At 72.0% G+C, this 18,182-nt stretch carries 16 protein-coding genes and 1 pseudogene; 5 read left to right on the top strand and 12 right to left on the bottom strand.

Features of this window, described 5'->3' with window-relative positions; all coding sequences use genetic code 11:
• Positions 1-16: 16 nt before the first annotated feature.
• Genes SAVERM_RS02450 through SAVERM_RS02405 form a run of 11 tightly spaced genes read right to left on the bottom strand, consistent with a single transcriptional unit; the run spans position 17 to position 9,465 of the window.
• Positions 17-1,123: an ATP-binding cassette domain-containing protein gene (locus tag SAVERM_RS02450; RefSeq protein ID WP_010981826.1), complete on the bottom strand. Its 1,107-nt coding sequence runs from the start codon at positions 1,121-1,123 to the stop codon at positions 17-19.
• The gene (locus SAVERM_RS02445; protein ID WP_010981825.1) at positions 1,113-1,430 is read right to left on the bottom strand and encodes a LysM peptidoglycan-binding domain-containing protein; all 318 of its coding nucleotides are present in this window, start codon (positions 1,428-1,430) and stop codon (positions 1,113-1,115) included. Before SAVERM_RS02445 ends, SAVERM_RS02450 begins: the two co-directional genes overlap by 11 nt.
• Entirely contained in the window at positions 1,430-2,110 is a 681-nt protein-coding gene (locus SAVERM_RS02440) for a hypothetical protein (RefSeq protein WP_010981824.1), read from the bottom strand. Before SAVERM_RS02440 ends, SAVERM_RS02445 begins: the two co-directional genes overlap by 1 nt.
• Positions 2,107-2,433, bottom strand: coding sequence for a hypothetical protein (locus tag SAVERM_RS02435; protein ID WP_037651895.1), 327 nt, complete (start codon positions 2,431-2,433; stop codon positions 2,107-2,109). Before SAVERM_RS02435 ends, SAVERM_RS02440 begins: the two co-directional genes overlap by 4 nt.
• Complete coding sequence (locus SAVERM_RS39345) at positions 2,430-3,152, bottom strand: ATP-binding protein (RefSeq protein WP_237528699.1); 723 nt, start codon at positions 3,150-3,152, stop codon at positions 2,430-2,432. Before SAVERM_RS39345 ends, SAVERM_RS02435 begins: the two co-directional genes overlap by 4 nt.
• Entirely contained in the window at positions 3,097-4,596 is a 1,500-nt protein-coding gene (locus SAVERM_RS44235) for a hypothetical protein (RefSeq protein ID WP_010981822.1), read from the bottom strand. Before SAVERM_RS44235 ends, SAVERM_RS39345 begins: the two co-directional genes overlap by 56 nt.
• Positions 4,593-5,783: a Pvc16 family protein gene (locus SAVERM_RS02425; RefSeq protein WP_010981821.1), complete on the bottom strand. Its 1,191-nt coding sequence runs from the start codon at positions 5,781-5,783 to the stop codon at positions 4,593-4,595. The genes SAVERM_RS44235 and SAVERM_RS02425 overlap by 4 nt, the downstream gene beginning before the upstream one ends.
• On the bottom strand, positions 5,780-6,676 hold the full coding sequence (locus SAVERM_RS02420; RefSeq protein WP_010981820.1) for a hypothetical protein: 897 nt from the start codon (positions 6,674-6,676) through the stop codon (positions 5,780-5,782). The genes SAVERM_RS02425 and SAVERM_RS02420 overlap by 4 nt, the downstream gene beginning before the upstream one ends.
• Complete coding sequence (locus tag SAVERM_RS02415) at positions 6,673-7,377, bottom strand: hypothetical protein (RefSeq protein WP_037651899.1); 705 nt, start codon at positions 7,375-7,377, stop codon at positions 6,673-6,675. Before SAVERM_RS02415 ends, SAVERM_RS02420 begins: the two co-directional genes overlap by 4 nt.
• A 41-nt stretch (positions 7,378-7,418) precedes the next feature.
• Positions 7,419-7,949: a phage tail protein gene (locus SAVERM_RS02410; protein ID WP_010981818.1), complete on the bottom strand. Its 531-nt coding sequence runs from the start codon at positions 7,947-7,949 to the stop codon at positions 7,419-7,421.
• A 1-nt stretch (position 7,950) separates the two neighbouring features.
• Positions 7,951-9,465: a phage tail sheath family protein gene (locus tag SAVERM_RS02405; protein ID WP_010981817.1), complete on the bottom strand. Its 1,515-nt coding sequence runs from the start codon at positions 9,463-9,465 to the stop codon at positions 7,951-7,953.
• A 351-nt stretch (positions 9,466-9,816) separates the two neighbouring features.
• Between SAVERM_RS02405 and SAVERM_RS02400 the strand changes: the two genes are divergently transcribed.
• The 4 genes and pseudogenes from SAVERM_RS02400 to SAVERM_RS44225 all read left to right on the top strand — a co-directional run.
• Entirely contained in the window at positions 9,817-13,095 is a 3,279-nt protein-coding gene (locus tag SAVERM_RS02400) for a polymorphic toxin type 5 domain-containing protein (RefSeq protein WP_159029042.1), read from the top strand.
• Between the two features lie 227 nt (positions 13,096-13,322).
• Positions 13,323-13,892 carry a hypothetical protein gene (locus SAVERM_RS02395; protein ID WP_037651904.1) on the top strand — a complete coding sequence of 190 codons (570 nt, stop codon included), beginning with the start codon at positions 13,323-13,325 and terminating at the stop codon, positions 13,890-13,892.
• Positions 13,893-14,322: 430 nt separating this feature from the next.
• Positions 14,323-14,562 (top strand): transposase, encoded by a 240-nt coding sequence (locus SAVERM_RS44230; RefSeq protein WP_371861204.1) that lies wholly within the window; start codon positions 14,323-14,325, stop codon positions 14,560-14,562.
• Positions 14,563-14,719: 157 nt separating this feature from the next.
• Positions 14,720-14,911, top strand: a pseudogene (locus tag SAVERM_RS44225) (transposase); the annotation flags it as partial.
• Between the two features lie 369 nt (positions 14,912-15,280).
• Here SAVERM_RS44225 and SAVERM_RS02385 read toward each other — a convergent pair.
• Positions 15,281-16,768 (bottom strand): long-chain-fatty-acid--CoA ligase, encoded by a 1,488-nt coding sequence (locus SAVERM_RS02385; RefSeq protein WP_010981813.1) that lies wholly within the window; start codon positions 16,766-16,768, stop codon positions 15,281-15,283.
• A 149-nt stretch (positions 16,769-16,917) separates the two neighbouring features.
• Between SAVERM_RS02385 and SAVERM_RS02380 the strand changes: the two genes are divergently transcribed.
• The gene (locus SAVERM_RS02380) at positions 16,918-18,153 is read left to right on the top strand and encodes a PucR family transcriptional regulator (RefSeq protein ID WP_202497287.1); all 1,236 of its coding nucleotides are present in this window, start codon (positions 16,918-16,920) and stop codon (positions 18,151-18,153) included.
• Positions 18,154-18,182: the final 29 nt, after the last annotated feature.

The following is an 18,182-nucleotide window of genomic DNA, read 5'->3' as shown; positions in this document are numbered from 1 at the left end:
TCCTCGGTCGTCCGGCTCACAGCGGCCCGAAGGCGTTGCGGGTCAGGGTGAACTGCTGGGTGTAGGCGCCGCGTTTGATGGAGTGCGTGACGCTTCTGACGTAGTACGTCCCGTCGTACGCCGCGCCCGCGCCGTGTACCGGTACCGGACGCCGGGCGCGCAACGGCTGCCCGTAGCGCAGCACGTCGAGGCTGCCCTGCCCGGAGATGACCTCGAAGCTGTCCGCGGCCCGGGCGAGGGCCACTCCCGCGGCCTGCGGCGGGGTCAGTTTGGCAAGGCCGTGGATCGGTTGCACCTTCAGCGGCAGCGGACGGCGACGGCCCATGGGCGGGGAGAGCGGACTGACGTCGGGGACGGGCACCGGGACGGGGAACTTGGTCTCCGGGTTCTGGATCAGCACGACGTACTGGGTGGCGGAGAAGCCGTCGAAGGAGAACGAGAGGCTCTCGACGTTGCTCGCCGCGTCGCAGTTCACCAGCAGCGGCTCCTGCGGCAGGCCCAGCTTGTTGGGCGGTTCCCAGTGGGCGATGTTCACGCCCGGCAGGGGCCCGGGCGCCACGAAGAACTGGTAACCGGCCTGCGCGGCCAGCTGTCTGACGTAGGCGAGGTCGGTGCCCTGGTGACTGGGCACCGCCTGGAGCGGATTGGGCGCCACCATGAACACACTCGGCACGATCGCCGGGACCAGCCCGTACGCCGTGTACTTGGCGACGATCACCGCGACCCGTTCCTCCGGGGGCAGGCCGGGGTACTTGACGCCGCTGAAGTCGACCACGTCCATCATCCGGGAGACGTCCTCGCCGGTGAGGGTCAGCTTCGCCTGGCCCGGTTCGGCGGACGGGGCGACCTCGTGGCGGGTGACGACACCGTCCATCAGCACGGTCGACCTCCCGAGCACGGTCAGGACGATCTGCGCCCGCGCGGGCGGGTCCAGGGCGCCCTGCGGCAGCAACTCGGCGAACAGCAGGGACCGTTTGGCGGTCGCGAACTCCAGCTGGAAGCCGCCGGAGCGGCCGACTCCCTCGGTGACCTGGACCGACAGCAGGGCGTCGGCGACCTCGCGCGGCACGGGCTCGGCGAGCACCGGGCCGAGCCGCAGGGCCAGCAGCATCTCAGAAGCCATGGGTGCTCCCGGCGGCCGCGGCGGACAGGGCGATCAGGAGCCGGCGGCCGGGGCGGTCGGTCAACTCGGGCGGATCCAGTACGGGGTTGGCGTCCGCGATCCGCCAGAACAGCTCCGGGTCCCCGAACGCGGCCGCGGCGATCCGGTCCAGCCGGTCGCCCTCGGACACGGTGTGGAACCCGGCCGGTGTGAGGCCGGCGGGGTCGGGCAGCAGCCTGCGGCGGACGTACGGAATCGGGTCGCCGCCGTCCGGCGGCTCGTACCGGGCGACCTCGACGCCGTGGTAGCGGCTCGCGGGGGTGAACATCAGCCGCCTCCCGGTGGCGTGCCGAGGACCGCCGTGGCCGGGCGGGCCGAGCGGTGCAGGGCCGCGAGCTGCTCGCGGCGCCGCTGATGGGCGAGGAACAGGGCGCCGCCGCGGTGGCCGAAGCCCAGGTCGTCGACGGTGAGGATGCGCAGGCCGAGGGAGACCTTCGCCCGGATCGGGTGCAGCTGGGAGTCGAACGCCTCCTCCGTGACCGTGAACTCCGTGATCCGCACCGGCACCACCCGGTCCCGGCTCCACACGAAGACCGTCAGCGGCGCCTCCACGGGCGCGATCTCGAACGCCCCCGAGCGGGCCGCGGCGTCCTGGTCCAGCAGCGCCCGCGCCGTCGGATTGACCAGCAGGTCCAGCGCGGCCAGCACCGGCAGCAGACCGTGCCGCGCCACGGAGTCCGCGTCCGCACCGGAGGGGTCCTCCAGTTGGTCGGTGGCGTTCAGCTCGACATCCACCTTCACCGTCTCGAGCGCGGGCCCCTTGAGCCGCAGGGCTTCACTGCGCTCCCCGGCCTCCGCGCCGACGCCCTGCGGCTGCAGGGTGCGGGTGAGCGTGTCGGGGTTGTACTGCAGGGCGATCACCCGCAGGACGGCTCCGGTGGCGGGGTCCAGCAGCACGATCGCGCCACGGGGGACGACCGGGGTGCCGGGGAGGAAGGACGAGGTCATCGCGGGTCACCGCCCCGCGCGGTGCCGTGGGCGGAAGCGCCTGTAACCGCGGGCCAGGAGCCCGCCGCGTCCGCCACCGCTCGCCCGACCGCCTCCGACGCCGCCCGGGCGACGGCATCGAGCCCGCCGTGCTCGGTCGTCACCCGCAGTCGTTCGAGGGAGGTGCGGGCGCTGTTGGGTGCCACGCCACCCTGCCGTACCACGAGCCCCTGCCGCAGCGCCGCGCCCAGCACCTCGGCGATCTCGGCCGCCGAACGGCCCTCGGCCACGCCCGCGTCGAGTACCACCCGGTCGATGCGCACCGCGATCCGCCGTACCGTCATGGCGCCTCCCCGGCGAGCACCGGCAGGGGCAGGTCCAGTTTCCGGAACTCCGCGTGAGCCGCCGTCAGGAGCATCGCGGTGTCGACGGGCCGTCCGCAGGCCGCGGCGAGGAAGGCGGCGCCGAGCGCGATCGCCTGGATGGCCGCGCCGGTCGTCGGCAGGTCGGCCAGCCGGCCGAGGTCGAGGTCGTCGGCGAGCGGCACCGAGTCCGGGAAGGCCGCCGCCCACAGCAGCCGCCGTTCCTCCGCGCCGGGCACCGGGAACTCCACGACGAACCGCAGCCTTCGCAGGAACGCGGGATCCAACGCCGCCCGCAGATTGGTGGCCAGCACGGCGACTCCGCGGTAGGCCTCCATGCGCTGCAGGAGATAGCTGACCTCGATGTTCGCGTACCGGTCGTGACTGTCCTGCACATCACTGCGCCGCCCGAACAGTGCGTCGGCCTCGTCGAACAGCAGCAGCGAGCCGCCGGACTCGGCCGCGTCGAACACCTGGCGCAGATTCTTCTCGGTCTCCCCGACGTACTTGTTCACCACGGCGGACAGGTCGACGCGGTAGAGATCCAGCCCGAGTTCATGGGCGAGCACCTCGGAGGCGAACGTCTTGCCGGTGCCGCTCGGACCGGAGAACAGCGCGGTCACGCCCTGTCCCCGGTTCGTCCGCTCACCGAAGCCCCAGTCCCCAAACACGGTGGCGCCGTGCCGCACATGACCGGCCATCCGCCGCAGCACCTCCGTCTGCTGCTCCGGCAGCACCAGGTCCGCCCAGTGAGCGCGGGGCACGATGCGCTGCGCCAGCGACTCCAGGCGAGGCCGGGCGGCGTCCCGGCAGGCCGCCCCACAACCGGTCCCCGCCGTCTTCGGCGGAGAGGCCCTCGGGCCGGTGGGCGGTGGCCACCCGGTGCAGTGCGGGCAGGCCCAGGCGGAACTGCCCCGCCAGCTCGGCCGGCGCCCCGGCGGGCTCCAGGCCGGTGGCGGCCGCCCACAGCGCGCGCTGCTCGTCGGGCGGCGGCACATCGACGTCGACGACCGCCGTGGACCGCCCGTCCACTGGCGACACCTGACGCGCGGCCAGCACGACGGGCCCGCCGCTGCGGGACAGCAGGCGCCGTACGGCCGCGACCAGGGCCGGGTCGTCCGGGTCGGCGTCGGTGCCGTCCAGGAGCAGCGCGACCGGCATCAGCAGACTCTCCCGGTGCCACAGCAGGGCCACCGTGTCAGGGTCTTGTTGGCCTTGCCCGCCCCGCACCAGCAGCCCCGTCCGCAGCCGGTACAGCTCGCGTTCGAGCCGTGCGAACGCCCGTACCGCCACGAGTACGGCACTGTCGGCGTCGGAGCCGACGAGGTGGACGACGGGGAACCGGCCGTCGGGCGTGTCGGCGAGCACGGCCGCCACCACCGCGTCCTCGGCGCGTCGGACCGAGGCGGGCGAGGCGACGCCGGCGGCCGGGTCGGCGACCGGTTCGAGTACCGAGGTGAGCCGTTCGTCGAGGTGGTTGAGGCCGCGCACCAGGTTGGCGATCCGGTCGTCAGGGCGCAGCGGCGCCGTGAGCAGCGGTCCCGCGGGTGCGGGCACGACCTCGGCGAGCCGCCAGCGGCGCAGCGGCCGTAGCGGCGACAGCACGTCCCAGCGGGCGTCGTCGAAGAGCCGTAGGGCCAGTGCGAACGTCGGAGCGGTGGCCTGCGGGTCGCCGTGTGCGGCGGCGATCGCGGCGCCGACACCGGGGTCGACCGCGGGCGCCACGACCAGCAGGAGCACGTCGCGCTCGAAGTCGGTCAGCCCGAACCGCTCCGCGAGCCGCACCAGCGCGGGCGGCGCGAGGTCCGAGGGGGCGGCGGCGTCCTGCCGTGTGGTGGCGAGTGCGTCGAGGTCGCCCGCGTCGGGTACGGCGGTCAGCGGCTCCGGGGCTCGTCCTCGCCGTGACCCGCCTGGGCCGCCGTCCGGTAGGTCCACGGCCGCGGGTGGTAGTTCGGGCGTTCGCCCCCGCCGCCTCCGGCGCGCGCTGCCGGTCTGGGGAGGGGCGTCCTTCGTGTCCGGGGCGTCGGAGGCCCGGTCGCTGTGGGCCACCGCCTCCAGCCGAGCCCGCAGCCAGGTCAACGAGGCCTTCAGATAACGGTTGTTGGCCTCCTCCCAGCGGAGGTCGGCCGGGACGCCGAGGCTCACGGGATCGTCACCTCCACTGTCGGCCCGGTCCGGAACGTGCCGTGTGCCCGGTCGACGATCTCGCTGTCGACGCCGTCCACCCGCAGCCGCACCCGGGTCTTTCCGGACGGCAGGACGGCGGTGACCGAGACCGGTTTGGCGGCCGCGGTGAGCAGTCCCACGGCCAGTTGCCGGGCGCCGACCAGGACCGCGGCCTGCTGCCCGGGGAGCACCGGCTGCGCGGCCGTCACGGTCACCTTCGTCCGCACCGGTGTACCGCCCGCCGCCGCGGCCGCGAGCGCGGTGACCGCCGGTGTGACGCCCAGAGCGAGTTCGTTGGTCCGCACGGAACCGCCCGCCGCGGGTCCGAGGTCCACCGCCCAGAGCCCGGCGGGGAGCCCCGTGGCGGGCAGCGTGAGCGCCACCTCGGAGGCCCCGGTGGCGGGGGTCGCCAGGGGCACGTTCACGCTCTGTGTCACGCGCAGATGCCGCAGCCGCGCGGTCAGGGCGACGGCCGGCAGGTTCTCCACCAGTAGCGCGACCTGCTCGCCCGGCAGGGCGCCGACCTGCCCGGCGGCGGCGTACCGGATCCCCAGCAGCGCGGGCGAGCCGGTACCGGGCCGGGCGAGCGGTCCGCGGCCGTCGGCCCCTCGGCGCAGCACGGGCATCGGCGCGGCACCGGGCAATGCGCTGTCGATGAGGACGGCGGTCACCTGGTACGCGGACGACATCCGGAACGGTGTCCCGAACGCCGTCCACATCTTGGCGATGTCGTCCTGGCTCAGCGTCTCCTGAGTGATCTTCACGCGCTCGGGCTGTAGATGCAGATCGCTGCCGGGCAGGGCCGTCGCCGTCGCCGCCCGGATCTCGTCCCCCGACAGGACCGGGGCGTCGTGCAGCGCCAGCATCGCGGCGCCAAGCAGTTCGTGCGCTTTGCCCTCGTCGTTGCTGTATGCGGCGAGCAGATAGTGCAGCACCAGCGGCAGCACGGGTTTCGGTGACTCGCCGGGCTGCCAGCCGGGCGGATCGGCGTTGCGGAAGGCCGGGTTGAGATCGGCCCGGTACAGGAAGAGGTTCACATGGTCGCCGCTCGCCGCGTCGGGCGCCTTGTTGGGCGGGGCGACGGTGACCTGGGGGCCGCCGAGCCGGGAGAAGAGCCGAGCGCGCAGGGTGGCGGTCACGGCCGCGAGGGCAAGGGAGTTGCTCATCCCAGTTCCCCCTCGGCGCGGCGGCGCAGATAGTTCTCCAGCGCCCTGGCGTGGTCGGCCCGCAGCGCCGCGGGCGGCCGGGCCGGCGTCTGAGGGGGCGCGGGGGAGGGGGGCGTACGTACGTCCAACCGCCCGATGGACACCTCGACCACGACCGCCGGTTCCGCCTCCGGGGCGGTGGACGGCGGAGCGTCGGTCGCGAGAGCGGGCGGCCGGGCGTGCGGGTACAGGAGCGGGCGCTCCAGGACGACGGGCGTGTTCCGGACGTTGTCGCGAGGGGGTGGTGGGACGGGTGGCGGTCCCTCGTCCGCAGGGTTCCGCACGAGGTTTGTCCGCGGATCCGCAGCAGGACGGCCCAGCTCGGGTGTGGTCCGCAAGGAGTCCGCGGGAGGCACGGGGGCCTCGACGCGGACCGGGAGGAGCAGGGGCAGGGGCTGCGGTGTCCCGTCCCCGCGCGCGGGTGCGTCCTCTCGTACGACGGGCAGGGCCGGTACGGCGGACAGGGCGCGGGTGGTCAGGTCGGGGCCCAGGAGGTCGGCATCGGTCGAGGAGGGCTTGGTCGCGACGGTCTCGGTGACGGAGAGCCCGGTGACGGAGGGTCCGTGGTCGGCGGGCTCGATGACGCGGGTGGCGGGCACCGCGGGGTCGTGCCGGTGTGCCGCGGACTCGGTGGGGCCCGGTACCCGTACCGCGGAGGCGTCCCGGTGCGCGGCGGGTTCCGCGGCCGTGGGCGGTCCGGTGACCGGACGGGGCCCCACGTCCTCGAGGCCACCTTCGAGGACCGGTGGGCCGGCCGCCGGGGAGCGCTGCTCGTAGCGGGAGGCGGGGCGCGGACGCAGACCGGCCACGGGGGAGCGGCTGCGGTCGACGAGGCGTGCCAGCGGGCCGGTCATGTGCCCACCAGCCCCAGATAGCACTGGCGGCGCCACGGGCTCAACGCCAGGGTCTGCGCCTGCGTCCACCCGTACGCACGCGCCAGCTCGTGCACCTCCAGCAGGGTCCGCCGGCCCCAGGCGTCCAGCTCCGCCCACAGGTATCCGACGATGTCGAAGGGCTCCTCCCAGGCCAGGCCGCAGCCAGGGCAGCCGACCCCGAGCCGCACGTCGACCAGCGGGTCGGCCGCCACCCAGGCCTCGGCGACCACGTCGGCGGCCGGAGCCGGTTCCCCGACGGGAGCGCAGCGGCGTACGAGCGCCTCCTCGGGAGCCGGGTCGCCGGTGTCGAGGACGGCGGCCAGATCCGTGCTCGTGGGCATACGCACCCGGATCTCACGGTCGCCCTCCCGCACGGTCACCGCGTCGCAGGCCTCCGGGTCCGCCTGCCCCAGCCGGCCCAGCAACTCTTCCTGGTCGAAGGCGACTTCGACCTCCGTCTCGCATTCGGGACAGCGGGACACCGCGTCCACCGCGGTGCCGAACAGCGCCGCGCGCAAGGCGAACAGGCCCCGGTCCCGCCGGCCCACGGGCACGTCCGCGGCGGCGGCCGGTGTGGTGCCCCGGGCGACACCGAGCAGAGCCAGGCCGCGCCGCAGCGGATCGCGGCCCCAGCCCGCCTCCCAGGCGTCCAGCAACTCGGCGGCGCTCACCGTGCTCATCCCCGGCACCCGACCCTCCCCGTAAAGTCTTTGACGAACCGTCAGAAGCTGGGCTCACCGGGCTCGGTGACGCTCGCTTCGCGCAGCCAGCCCTCGTTCTCCAGCTTCAGCTGCTGGATGGCGACCGCGTTGGCGTTGGCGTCGAGGTCTGGCAGCGCCTGGTACTCCGACACCCAGCAACGGAACACCTGGTAGGCCAGCACCTTCTGGCCCGCCTCGTTGTAGACCTCGATCACCAGGTCCTTGCGGAACCCGGCCAGGGAGACCTCGCGGTCCCGCTGGTCCGGCGCCGCCTGGGCGTTGGCGTAGTTCCACACCTTGTTCGCCCACGCCTCGAACTCCGGGTCGTGGGTGACCCCGCGCTCCAGGGTGATCGGCTCGTACTTGGTCCGGCCCGGTGACTTGCGGGCACTGGAGTGGTCGCCGCCGTCGCGGTGCTCGACCACCTCGGTGGTGCGCTTGAGCGCGCTGACCTTGCTGATCCCGGCGACATAGCGGTTGTCCCACTTCACCCGGAACTTGAAGTTCTTGTACGGGTCCAGGCGGGCGGCATTGACCGTGAACTGGGCCATCTCAGCTCCCCTGGGCCGTCGCGTCGTCGCGCTTCTGCTGGATACGGATGTGGACGAACTCGGCGGGCGATAGCGGCTGGAAGCCCACGTCGATGGTGACGATGCCGTCGTTGATGTCGTCCTGCGGGTTGTTGGAGGCGTCGCAGCGCACGAAGTACGCGCCCTTCGCGGTCGGCCCCTGGAAGGCGCCCTGCCGGAAGAGCCGGTTCATGAACGCGCCGATGTTGAGCCGGATCGAGGACCACAGGGGTTCGTCGTTGGGCTCGAACACCACCCACTTGGTGCCGATGAACAGCGACTCCTCGATGTGCAGGGCGACCCGCCTGACCGGGATGTACTTCCAGGGGTCGCTCACGGCGTCGCCGCCGCGGCAGGTGCGCGAGCCCCACAGCACGTTCCCGTAGACCGGGACGGTGCGCAGGCAGTTCACGCCCAGCTTGTTGAGGGTGCCGTTCTGCTGGTCGGACAGCCGGAAGGCCAGCGAGCGCACACCCAGCAGGCCGCCGTCGTCGGTCCCGGCCGGTGCCTTCCACACTCCGCGCCGGGTGTCGGTGCGGGCGATCACCCCGGCGACCGTGCCGGCCGGGCCGACCTCGAGGTTTCCACCGCTGAGCGGGTCCGAGATCACTACTTTCGGGAAGAACACGGCCGCGTTGCGCCCGGCGAGCCCGCCGACCGGCATCCCGGCCCGGGCTCCGGTCACCGCGGTTTCCGGTGAGTCCCAGCCGAACGGTGGATCCAGCAGCAGCATCGCCCGCTGCTCCTCGCACAGCCGAACGGCGGCGTCGACGACGGGCGCCCACTTGGTGTCGCGGTCGTCCGTGCCTGACGGTTTGGCCAACTGGGCCGGGATCACCAGGAGGTTGAAGATCTCGACGTCGGCCAGTGCCGCGAGGCCGGTGTGCGGCAGCTTGGTGGCGTCACCCAGCACATGTGCGGGCGTGAAGGTGGCGTCCTTGCCGCCGGTGAACGACTCGTCCGTGACGGCGTCGGGCCGCTTGTCGAAGGTCTCGGTGTCGCGTTCCACGAGCTGCGAGGTGGCGAGCTGCCGGTCCAGCCAGCGGTTGCGCAGGGCCGGGTCGATCGTCACGTCGTACGACTCCGAGGTGGTCCCGTCGGAGATGAGGAGCGTGTAGCGCTTGTTGTCGTTGGCGTCGAGCGTCACGGTCGCCTTGAGCTTCTTGCCTGCGGCGCCCGGCGCCTTCGCCTTGAGCTTGACACCGTTCTTGAGGTCGACCCCCGCGTATTCGACCCCCTCGCCGACGCGGACCACGATCGCCTTGCTGCCGCCGTTGAGGAAGAACTGGTAGACCGCGTAGCTCAGTTCGCTGCCCTGCCACAGCCCCCCGAACTCCTTCTCGAAGTCGGCCCAGCTCTCCACGGTCGTCGGCGACGTGGGCCCGAACAACGCTGGGCCCACGAACGCCGTCACTGAGGTCTCCGCACCGGCGATGGGCCGCACCGGGCTCTCGATCTCCTCGATGTACACACCGGGATAGGAGAATTGCGTCGTCATGGCGCCCTCGGCCTCCTCAACCCGACGGCATGGGACCGCCGTGCGGTGGCTCGCATCGTGGTGGGCGCCAGTCACTGGCCCGTCACCGCGGTGTCAACGCCGAACTGCCGCACCGCGCCGGGTGCGGCCTTGTCGGTGCTGGGTGCGTCGGCGTAGATGCGGAACCGGTGAAGAGGCCGTCGGCGCGCACAGGTCAGCCAGAGCCGTGGGGGTGCATACGAGAGCGTTTCAAGTCGCGGTCCCAGCCCGGGCGTTGACGCCCGGGTGACGGCCGTATGACACGAAGCCCCGATGCTGAGCCCGGCGGAACCACTTCGCCGACCAGCGCAGGACGGGCTGTGGGGAGGGCGGGTGGGCGCACAGACGTTCTCGGCGGCGGGCCACCGGGCATTGACCGAACCTGTTGCTCAACGGGCCCTGTCGGGCCGCGGCCAGGAGGTTCCAACTGCCGCGCGTACGTTGATCGAACGCGCCACCGATCTGTCCCTGGGCCACGTCCGGCTGCACACCGGCCCGGCGGTGCGTACGGCCGCACGTGCCGCAGGTGTGGCCGGGTTCACCCTCGGCCCTGACATCGCGGTGGCCACCGGCCCGGGAGAGGGCGCCCCCGACCGGCTTCTGCGGCACGAGCTCATGCACGCGGCCCAGCAGACCATGACAAGGCGTGGCGGGGCTGCCGGAACGGCCCCGACAGAGCTGCGAGCCGCCGCGGAGGAGCAGGCCGCGCGCGCCGCGGAGCGCCCCGAGCGGGCCGAGCCGCCGGTGGCGGTCGGCCCGCATGTGGCGGCGGCTGCCGAGGGCTGGCTCAACTCCACTGCGGACGTGCGCAATTACGGCATGACCCAGCTCCTGGACGAGCTGAACGCGGTGAACGAGTGGCTCGACCGGCAGACCACCAGTACCCCGGAAGACGACACCATGCTCGCGGCGAAGGCTGCGATCGAGGCCGAACTCGCCCGCAAGAACCGCGCGATGGCAGCTCCCGACCGCACGCGCCGCGGCCGGCGCCCACGGGGAGCCGCCCCCGCGGCGGAGGAGCTCCCGCAACAGGTCCCCATGCCCCGCGTCCTCGCCGAACGCACCAGCACAGTGCCGGCCGACGCCGTGGAGGCCCGTACCGAGGTCGACCGCATCACCGCCTGGCTGCAGCGCCCCGACCTCTCCCGGCAGGACCGGGCCCTGCTGCGGCAGGAACTCAAGGAACTCGCGCCGCACCTCGCCGCCGACCTGGCCAGGGCGAGCGGCGAGCGCCGCCAGGCCCGCCTGACGGAGGCCTTCACACCGGTGGCCGAGCAGAGCTCGGGTCTCGTCGACAACCTCAGGACCATCGAGGGTATCCGTCCCTCCGTCGAGCAGCCCGGCATGGCGTACGTCATCCACCGTGACGAAATGCTCCTGTTCCCGCAGGAGTTGGCCGACCAGGTGCGCGAGCAGACGGTAGCCGCGCTCGCCGACGCCGCCCGGGGGATCCGCACCATGAACGCGGCCACCGACGAGCGCATGCGGCACCACCTGCACCTGAACTACGAGGAGCAGCCGTACGTCGGCTTCGCCGGCAGCGTGGTAGGCGGCGAGGAGCCCTACGAGGTCCAGGACCGGGTGCGGGACCCGTGGCTGGAGGCCGTGGCGGCCCTGCGCGACTTCGACAAGGCCCGTCGGCAGGGAGCCCTGGTGGCGATGGGCGAGGCAGTGCTCGCCGCGACGGCGCAGGCGGAACAGGCGCGAGCCGTTGTCAACGCCGGTGTGGGCAAGGCCGAGGCGGCGGCCGGTGACATCGCCGACGCGCTGACGACCGTACGCAATCTTTCCTACACCGTCGCCCTGGCGGCCGGAGCGATCATCGCGGCACCCCTCGCCGCCTCGGCGGTGGCGGGCATGGGCGCGACCGGCCTGACGGCGACCGCGCTCACCACGGCGGGCACGGCGGGCATGGTCGGCGCGGGCGGCGCCGGACTCGGCTTTGTGGGCGGTGCGGGCGGGGAAGCGGTCTCCGGCGGATCGGCACGACAGGTGCTGCGGGCCGGACTTGAAGAAGGCCAACGGGTCGGGATCGAGGGCCTCCAGACCGGCGCCGGTGCCGGCGCGGCCACGGGCTTCGCTCGCAACCTCGGGCTTCACGCGGTGCGGATGTCGCGGGCACAGACGATGGTGCGCAGCGCCGTGGCGCAGGGCGGCGGCAACGTCGTCGGCGGCCTGACCGGGGCCGCACTCAATGCGCCGCCCGAGGGGATGACCCGTGCGGAGGCCGCCTTGCGCGGCGTACTGCCGAACCTGGGACTGGGAGCGCTGGGCGGTTTCGCCGGGGGGTACAGCCAAGGGCTGAGTTCCCCCGCGATGCGGCGCCTGGTGGGCGTGGGTCTGCCCGCGGCCGCGGAGGGCGGCGTCGAATACCTGCGCACCGGCGACGCGGAGCACGCCTTCACCACGGCGGCGAGATCCGCGGCGATCGGTTCCCTCTTGCACGAACGCGCCGGCCTCGGAGCCGGCGCGGAGCGGCGTGCCTTCGAGTTCGGTCACGGAGTGCGGACGAGGGCGGGCAACATCGGCCGCGGTATAGCGGCGCGTGTGCGGCCTCTCGCGCTGGGCTTGTCCCTGGGACTGTCGCAGGTACGGGCGCTGAGGATGGCGGGGACGGGAGGCACTGCCCCGGTTGTCGAACTGGGCGTGCCGGGCGCACGGTCGAGCTTGCAGGATGTGCCGACCACCCAGGGGGCCGACGTCGTGCTGGCCGGGGACTTCGCGGGGCCGTCGGCCGAACAGAAGGCACAGCCCGGCGCCCCCTCAGCGACGGTGGCCGAACCCACAGCACAACCCGGCGCACCCTCATCGGCGGCGGCCGAACAACCCTCGGCCCCAGGACAGACGGCGAGCACACTGGGCCTCGACGCGGCACGGTTCGCCGCGCCGGAGATGGCCAAGGACCTCGCGACCCTGAAGAACTCCTATCTGCGCGCCATCGCCGACCTGGACGCCGTCCGGGCGCAGGCCCGGACGCTGGGGCTCAGCGAGCGGGAGACCAACGCGTTCCTGCGGATGTGGGGCGAGTGCCCGACGCCGATGACCGCCGAAGAGGTGGGCCAGGAGATGGGCGCCTGGAGCACCCTGCGAAAGCAGAGCCTGCCGTCCGCAGTGTCCTCCGCAGAGGAAACCCTTCCGGTGACGCTGAAGGCCAGCGTGCTGCCGCACTACTCCTCGAAGTCGGCGTTCATGGAGGCCATGCGCAGACGACTGCTGGCCCAACGGGCCTCGGGAAAGGAGTCACTGCTCGACTTCCTCCTCGACGCGGACGGGCAGTGGCAGAAGGGCTCCTTCATCGCCCGCTCGGGCCGGCCGATGCGTGGCCGCTACGCGCTCTCCGATCCCGACCGGCAGATCGTCCAGGCCGGGCACATGCTGTCGGACTGGTATGTCAAGGCCATGTCGAGGCGGGACCACCTGATGCTCGAGGACGCGGACCTGAACTGGATGAGCGGCTTCACCGAGGCATCCGGGTCGGTGACCAGCAAGTCGGCGGTGCTCATCGAGGGCTATCCGGTGGACATCCCGACGGCCCGGCTGTGGGAGGCCCACGGCAAACTACCGGCGGGCACGGTGTCGGCCGCCCCTGTCGTCGAGCCTCCTGCCTTCTGAAGCGGCCTGGGCTGCAGCTGGGCGGGCTTGGCCGAGTGGGCCCTGCGGTATGAGGGCATCACGCTCGGACTGCTGCAGCAGCTCGTGATCTGCGGTTGCATCGAACTGCCCCTCCTCGAAGGACTCCTGCTCGCCTGCGACTCACCCCTACCGCGCGGCACTGGGCTGTTGGTCAGCGATTGACATGATGGGGGCGGCAAGATCACAGGTGTCTCCATGGAGCGACTATGACGTTCAAGGCCGAAGCCGATTCCGGAGTCGCCGACAGGGTTGAGTGGTCCTACGCACCCAAGGTGGGCGTCGGACCGCTCCGGTTCGGCATGACTGTCGATGAAGTGGTCGAGGCGGCTCAGGTTCTCGGCCGGACAAGGGTGGGCGATTGCCCACGGGACCACGCGATCTTCTCGCCGACGTGGAAGATCGAGGTCCATCGTGGGGCGGCCCCTGTTCCACCCGCCGTTACGGCATACGTGAGCCAGGCTGCGGGATTGTTCTGCATCGCTGCCGACGCCGTCCACGGTCCCCAGGTCGAGCACGACGGAATCTCGCTGGTCGGAAGGGAGCTACGGGAACTGGAAAGCGAGGAAATCGCCCATGCCGAGGCGGTGGACGGACACTTTCGCTACACGCCAGAGGGATACGCAGGACCGGACGATCCCGGGGTCGTCATGCGCGGGCAACGCGTCGGGCAGGTCCTGCGGTCTCGTCCGTTGTTCATGGTGCCGCGCGACGGCGCCCATACCGAATGGGACTCGATGCCGTCAGAGGAACACTGTCACGGTCAGTCAACGACCTGAGGTGGTGTGACTCGTGGCGAGGAGTGAAGGAGATCGCCGCCCCATCATCATCGGCGGGAGCGATGCGAGACGGGAAGCCGGGGCCGCTTCAAGCTCTTGGGTGTCAGAAGCCGTATCTCAACCGATCTAGGAACGTGTGGGTCGAACGGAGTTCCTGGTCGGGTGATCTTCTGGCGGTACGCGCATGAAGGCAGGGCTCCCTGGTAGCTCGGGGGCGCGATCCCATTCCGAGCGGTTCCCGGAGGCCCTGTTGTCGTTGTTGTACGCGCCCGAGCCCGTTGACTTCAACTCGCCCGCTGTGTCGTGCGATTGTCTCGCGCACGTGTACGGCAACGCGGCCGATCATCCCGATCGGGTGCGCCGGTATCCGTCGGACATGTCGGACGCGGAGTGGGCAGCCATCCGGCCGTTGCTGCCGGTGCCGGCCTGACTGCGGGGCCGGGGCGGCCGGCCCGAGGGCTACTGTCACCGGCAGCTGTTGGACGCGATCCGCTATCTGGTCGCGGGCGGGATCTCGTGGCGGGCGATGCCCGCGGACTTCCCCGACTGCGGCCGGGTTTACGCCTTTTTCCGCCGCTGGCGCGAGCACGGGCTGATCGCAGAGTTCCACGACCGGCTGCGCGGGAAGGTCCGTGAGCGTGAGGGCCGCGAGTCCGAACCCACGGCATGAATGGCGTCCCGCCGAGTGGTGCAGCCGGTCGAGGGTCGTGAGCGCGCGGGTGTCTGCCCGGGGCGTGCACCCGCTGTCGCTGTCTGCTCCCTGAACAAGGGCCGGCCATCGCGCAAGTCTCCGTGGTGAACGGGAAGTTCGACCGGAGGAGCACGCAATGGCCTTGTCCCAGTCTGACCTGATGCGGCTGCTGCAGTCACTACGCACCGGTGGAGTTGAGACGATCAGGCTGCTGTGCGAGCGCATCCTGCAGGAGCTCATCGAGGCCGAGGCGACCGAGGTCATCGGAGCCGTCCCGGGCGAGCACTCCGGGAAACGCACGACGTGGCGCAACGGCCACCGAGACCGCTCTGACCGAGTCGGCGGTACGAGCGATCGGATGACGCGGCAGAGAGGCCGGTTCCTCTGGGAAGAGACCGGTTCTCCCTCACACCAGAGGCGGCAGGCCCACCAGCGCCGCTCCGCTCGCGGCCAGCGTCGCCATGACGGCGGCGGGCCCGTCGTCGAGCCAGGGCGAGCACGGCCTGCTTGTGCTGTTTCTTCTCGGCCCGCTTGCGTTCGGAGAAGTGCCGGACACGGGTCAGGGGAGGGCGTTGGTACCGGAACAGGCGTAACCGATCTGCCCTGCCTAGTGCCGCCGTCGGCCGGGGCGCCCTCGAGAACCCGGGAACGCGTCGGCGTTGCTACTCGTCACCCGGCTGACTCAACCACATTGACCTCACCCCGTCGGCGCGCTGATCTCCCTTTTGAGAATCTTGCCACTGGGGCCGGTCGGCAGCGTGTCCACGAGCCACACCTCGCGCGGGTATTTGTACGCCGCCACCCGCTCCTTGACGAACTGCCGGAGCTCGTCGGGCGTGGCCTGCGCCTTCGGGCGCAGCACCACCGCGGCCGCTATCTCCTCGCCAAGATGCGCGTCGGCCAGGCCCACCACCGCGGCCAGCGCGACGGCCGGGTGTTCGTGGAGCACTTCCTCGATCTCGCGCGGGTAGACGTTGTAGCCGCCGCGGATGATCATGTCCTTCTTGCGGTCGACGATGTACAGGTAGCCGTCCTCGTCCCGGTGTGCGAGGTCGCCGCTGCGCAGCCAGCCGTCCGGGATGGTGGCTGCCGTCTCCTCCGGGCGGTTCCAGTACCCCTTCATCACGTTCGGCCCGCGGACGGCCAGTTCGCCGATCTCGCCGGGAGTCACGTCCTGGCCCTTTTCGTCGAGGAGCCGTACCTGTACGTCCTTGATCGGGGTGCCGATGGACCCGGCCTTGCGCGGCCGGTCGGGGTGGTTGAAGGTGACCACCGGACTGGTCTCGGACATGCCGAAGCCCTCCAGCACCACGCAGCCGAAGCGACGCTCGAAGCCGTGCAGGATCTCCACCGGCAGCGAGGCTCCGCCGGAGATACACATCCGCAGCGTGGACACGTCGGCCTCCGACGGGTGCTGGAGCAGCGCCGCGTACATGGTCGGTACGCCCTCGAAGATCGTCGCCCGGTCGCGGGCGATGGCGTCCAGCACGGTCTGCGGGTCGAACCGGGGGATCAGGGTGAGCGAGGCACCGGCGCGGACGGTCACGCTCATCGCGCAGATCTGGCCGAAGATGTGGAACAGCGGCAGACAGCCCACGACCACGTCCTCCGCCGTCATCCGCTGCACATCGACCGCGTTGACCTCGGTGTTGTGTCGCAGCCCGGTGTGGGTGAGCATGGCGCCCTTGGGACGGCCGGTGGTGCCGGAGGTGTACAGCAGCACGGCCACGTCCTCGCTGTCCGGCTCGCTCACCTCCGGCAGCGGCGCGTGGCCGGCCAGCAGGCCCGCGAAGGCGGCAGGCTCGACGGCCATGTGCCGCACTCCGGCGGCGGCTGCGCCCTGCGCGCCCTCGCCCGGCGCCTGGTGCCACTCGAAGAGCATCTGCGCGCCCGAGTCGCGCAGGTGGTATTCGGTCTCCCGGGTCTTCAGCAGCGGATTCATCGGCACGACGACCGCTCCGGCACGCAGCACGCCGTAGTACAGGACGACGAACTCGGGAACGTTGGGCAGCATCAGAGCGACCCGGTCTCCCGGTCGTACGCCCTCGGCCCGCAGCAGCGCGGCGGCGCGGGCGCTGCGTTGGTCGAGCTCCGCGTAGCTGGTGACCTGGCCCCCCAGTCGCAGCGCGGGGCGTTCCGGCTGCCGCCGTGCCGTCTCCACCAGGAACTCCGCCAGATTGGCCATGACCGCCTCCACGAACGTCGCCGTCGAAATCCGCTGTTCACGTTGACGACATCGTGCAGATGTCCGTGGCGAGGGCCTATGGGGTGCATGACAGCGTCTGCCCTCCCTGATTGTTCCCCAGGACAAAACAGGGGCGTTACGCTGCGGGAATGGACCTCTCAGGTGTGGTCTCGGCACTTCAGGCGAGGCTGCCGGAACTGGGCGAGCGGATGGCGCAGCGCATCCGCTCGGACGTCGATGCCTACAAGGACGCGTCGCTGATCCCCTTCGACTCGCTGCGCCGCTCGTGCACCGCCAACGCGGACCTGCTCCTGTACCAGCTCGGCCGCGCGGGCGCGCAGGACCCGAGCCCGGCCCGGGAGACCGGTCGCCTCCGCGCCGAGCAGGGCGTGCCGCTGGCGGACACGCTGCACGCGTACCGGATCGGCTTCGAGTTCCTGTGGACGGACATCCTCGCCGAGGCACGCAACCGCCCCGAGGTCACCGACGCCCAACTGGTGTCCCAGTCCGCGGAGATCTGGGCCCTGTTCGGCCGCTACGCGGAGGCGGTGGCGGCGGCTTACCGGGAGACGACCGCCGAGCTGACCTCGCGACGTCAGGCGCGCCGCTCGGCGCTGGTGGAGGCACTGTTCACCGGAGTCATCGCCGACCGCACGCTGTGGGAGGCCGCCCGCGAGCTGGGTCTGCCCGACCGCGGACCGTACGTGGTCGCCGCTGCGGCGGCCGACGCTCCCGGCGAGGAGCCGTTGGCGGGGACGGAAGCGGCGCTGCGTCAGGCCCAGATCCCCTTCGCCTGGCGGCTGCTGCCCGACCAACAGATCGGTCTGGCCGCCCTGCCCACGGCGACGGCGGAGAGCACGTGTCTGAGCATTCTGCGCCGCGCGGGCGCCCGCGTCGGTGTCAGCCCGTGCTTTCACTCGCTGGGGGACACCCCCCAGGCTCTGCGCTTCGCCCGTCTGGCTCTGGCCGGCCTCCAGGGCACCGGCCCCGGCGTCGCGCGGTTCGACGACAACCCGCTGGCCATGGTCGTCGCCGCCGCCCCGGCCGAGGCGGCGCACCTCGTGGAGGTGGTCCTCCAGCCCCTGCTCGATCTCCCGGCAGCGGAGCGTGCCCGTCTCCTGGAGACCCTGGAGCACTGGTACGCCGCCGCCGGCTCCGCCACGGACGCGGCGCGGAGCCTCTTCGTCCACCCCAACACCGTCCGCTACCGGCTGCGCCGCGTCGAGGAGCTGGCGGGCCGCTCCCTGTCCGATCCCCGAGCGGCGGCGGACATCGGCGCGGCGCTCCTGGCGGTCCGCCGCGCGGGCGCGTCACCCAGTGACGTCATTCAGCATGATCTAGCGCGGAACCCCGAGCGTTCACGCCCGGGAGGAAGCGCTTTTTGACGCTGCTCTGACCCGCGCGGGTCCACGGG

This window comes from Streptomyces avermitilis MA-4680 = NBRC 14893, assembly GCF_000009765.2.
Taxonomy (GTDB): domain Bacteria; phylum Actinomycetota; class Actinomycetes; order Streptomycetales; family Streptomycetaceae; genus Streptomyces; species Streptomyces avermitilis.
Note: the sequence above shows the minus strand (reverse complement) of the source record. Positions and strands in the feature narration are given on the sequence as shown.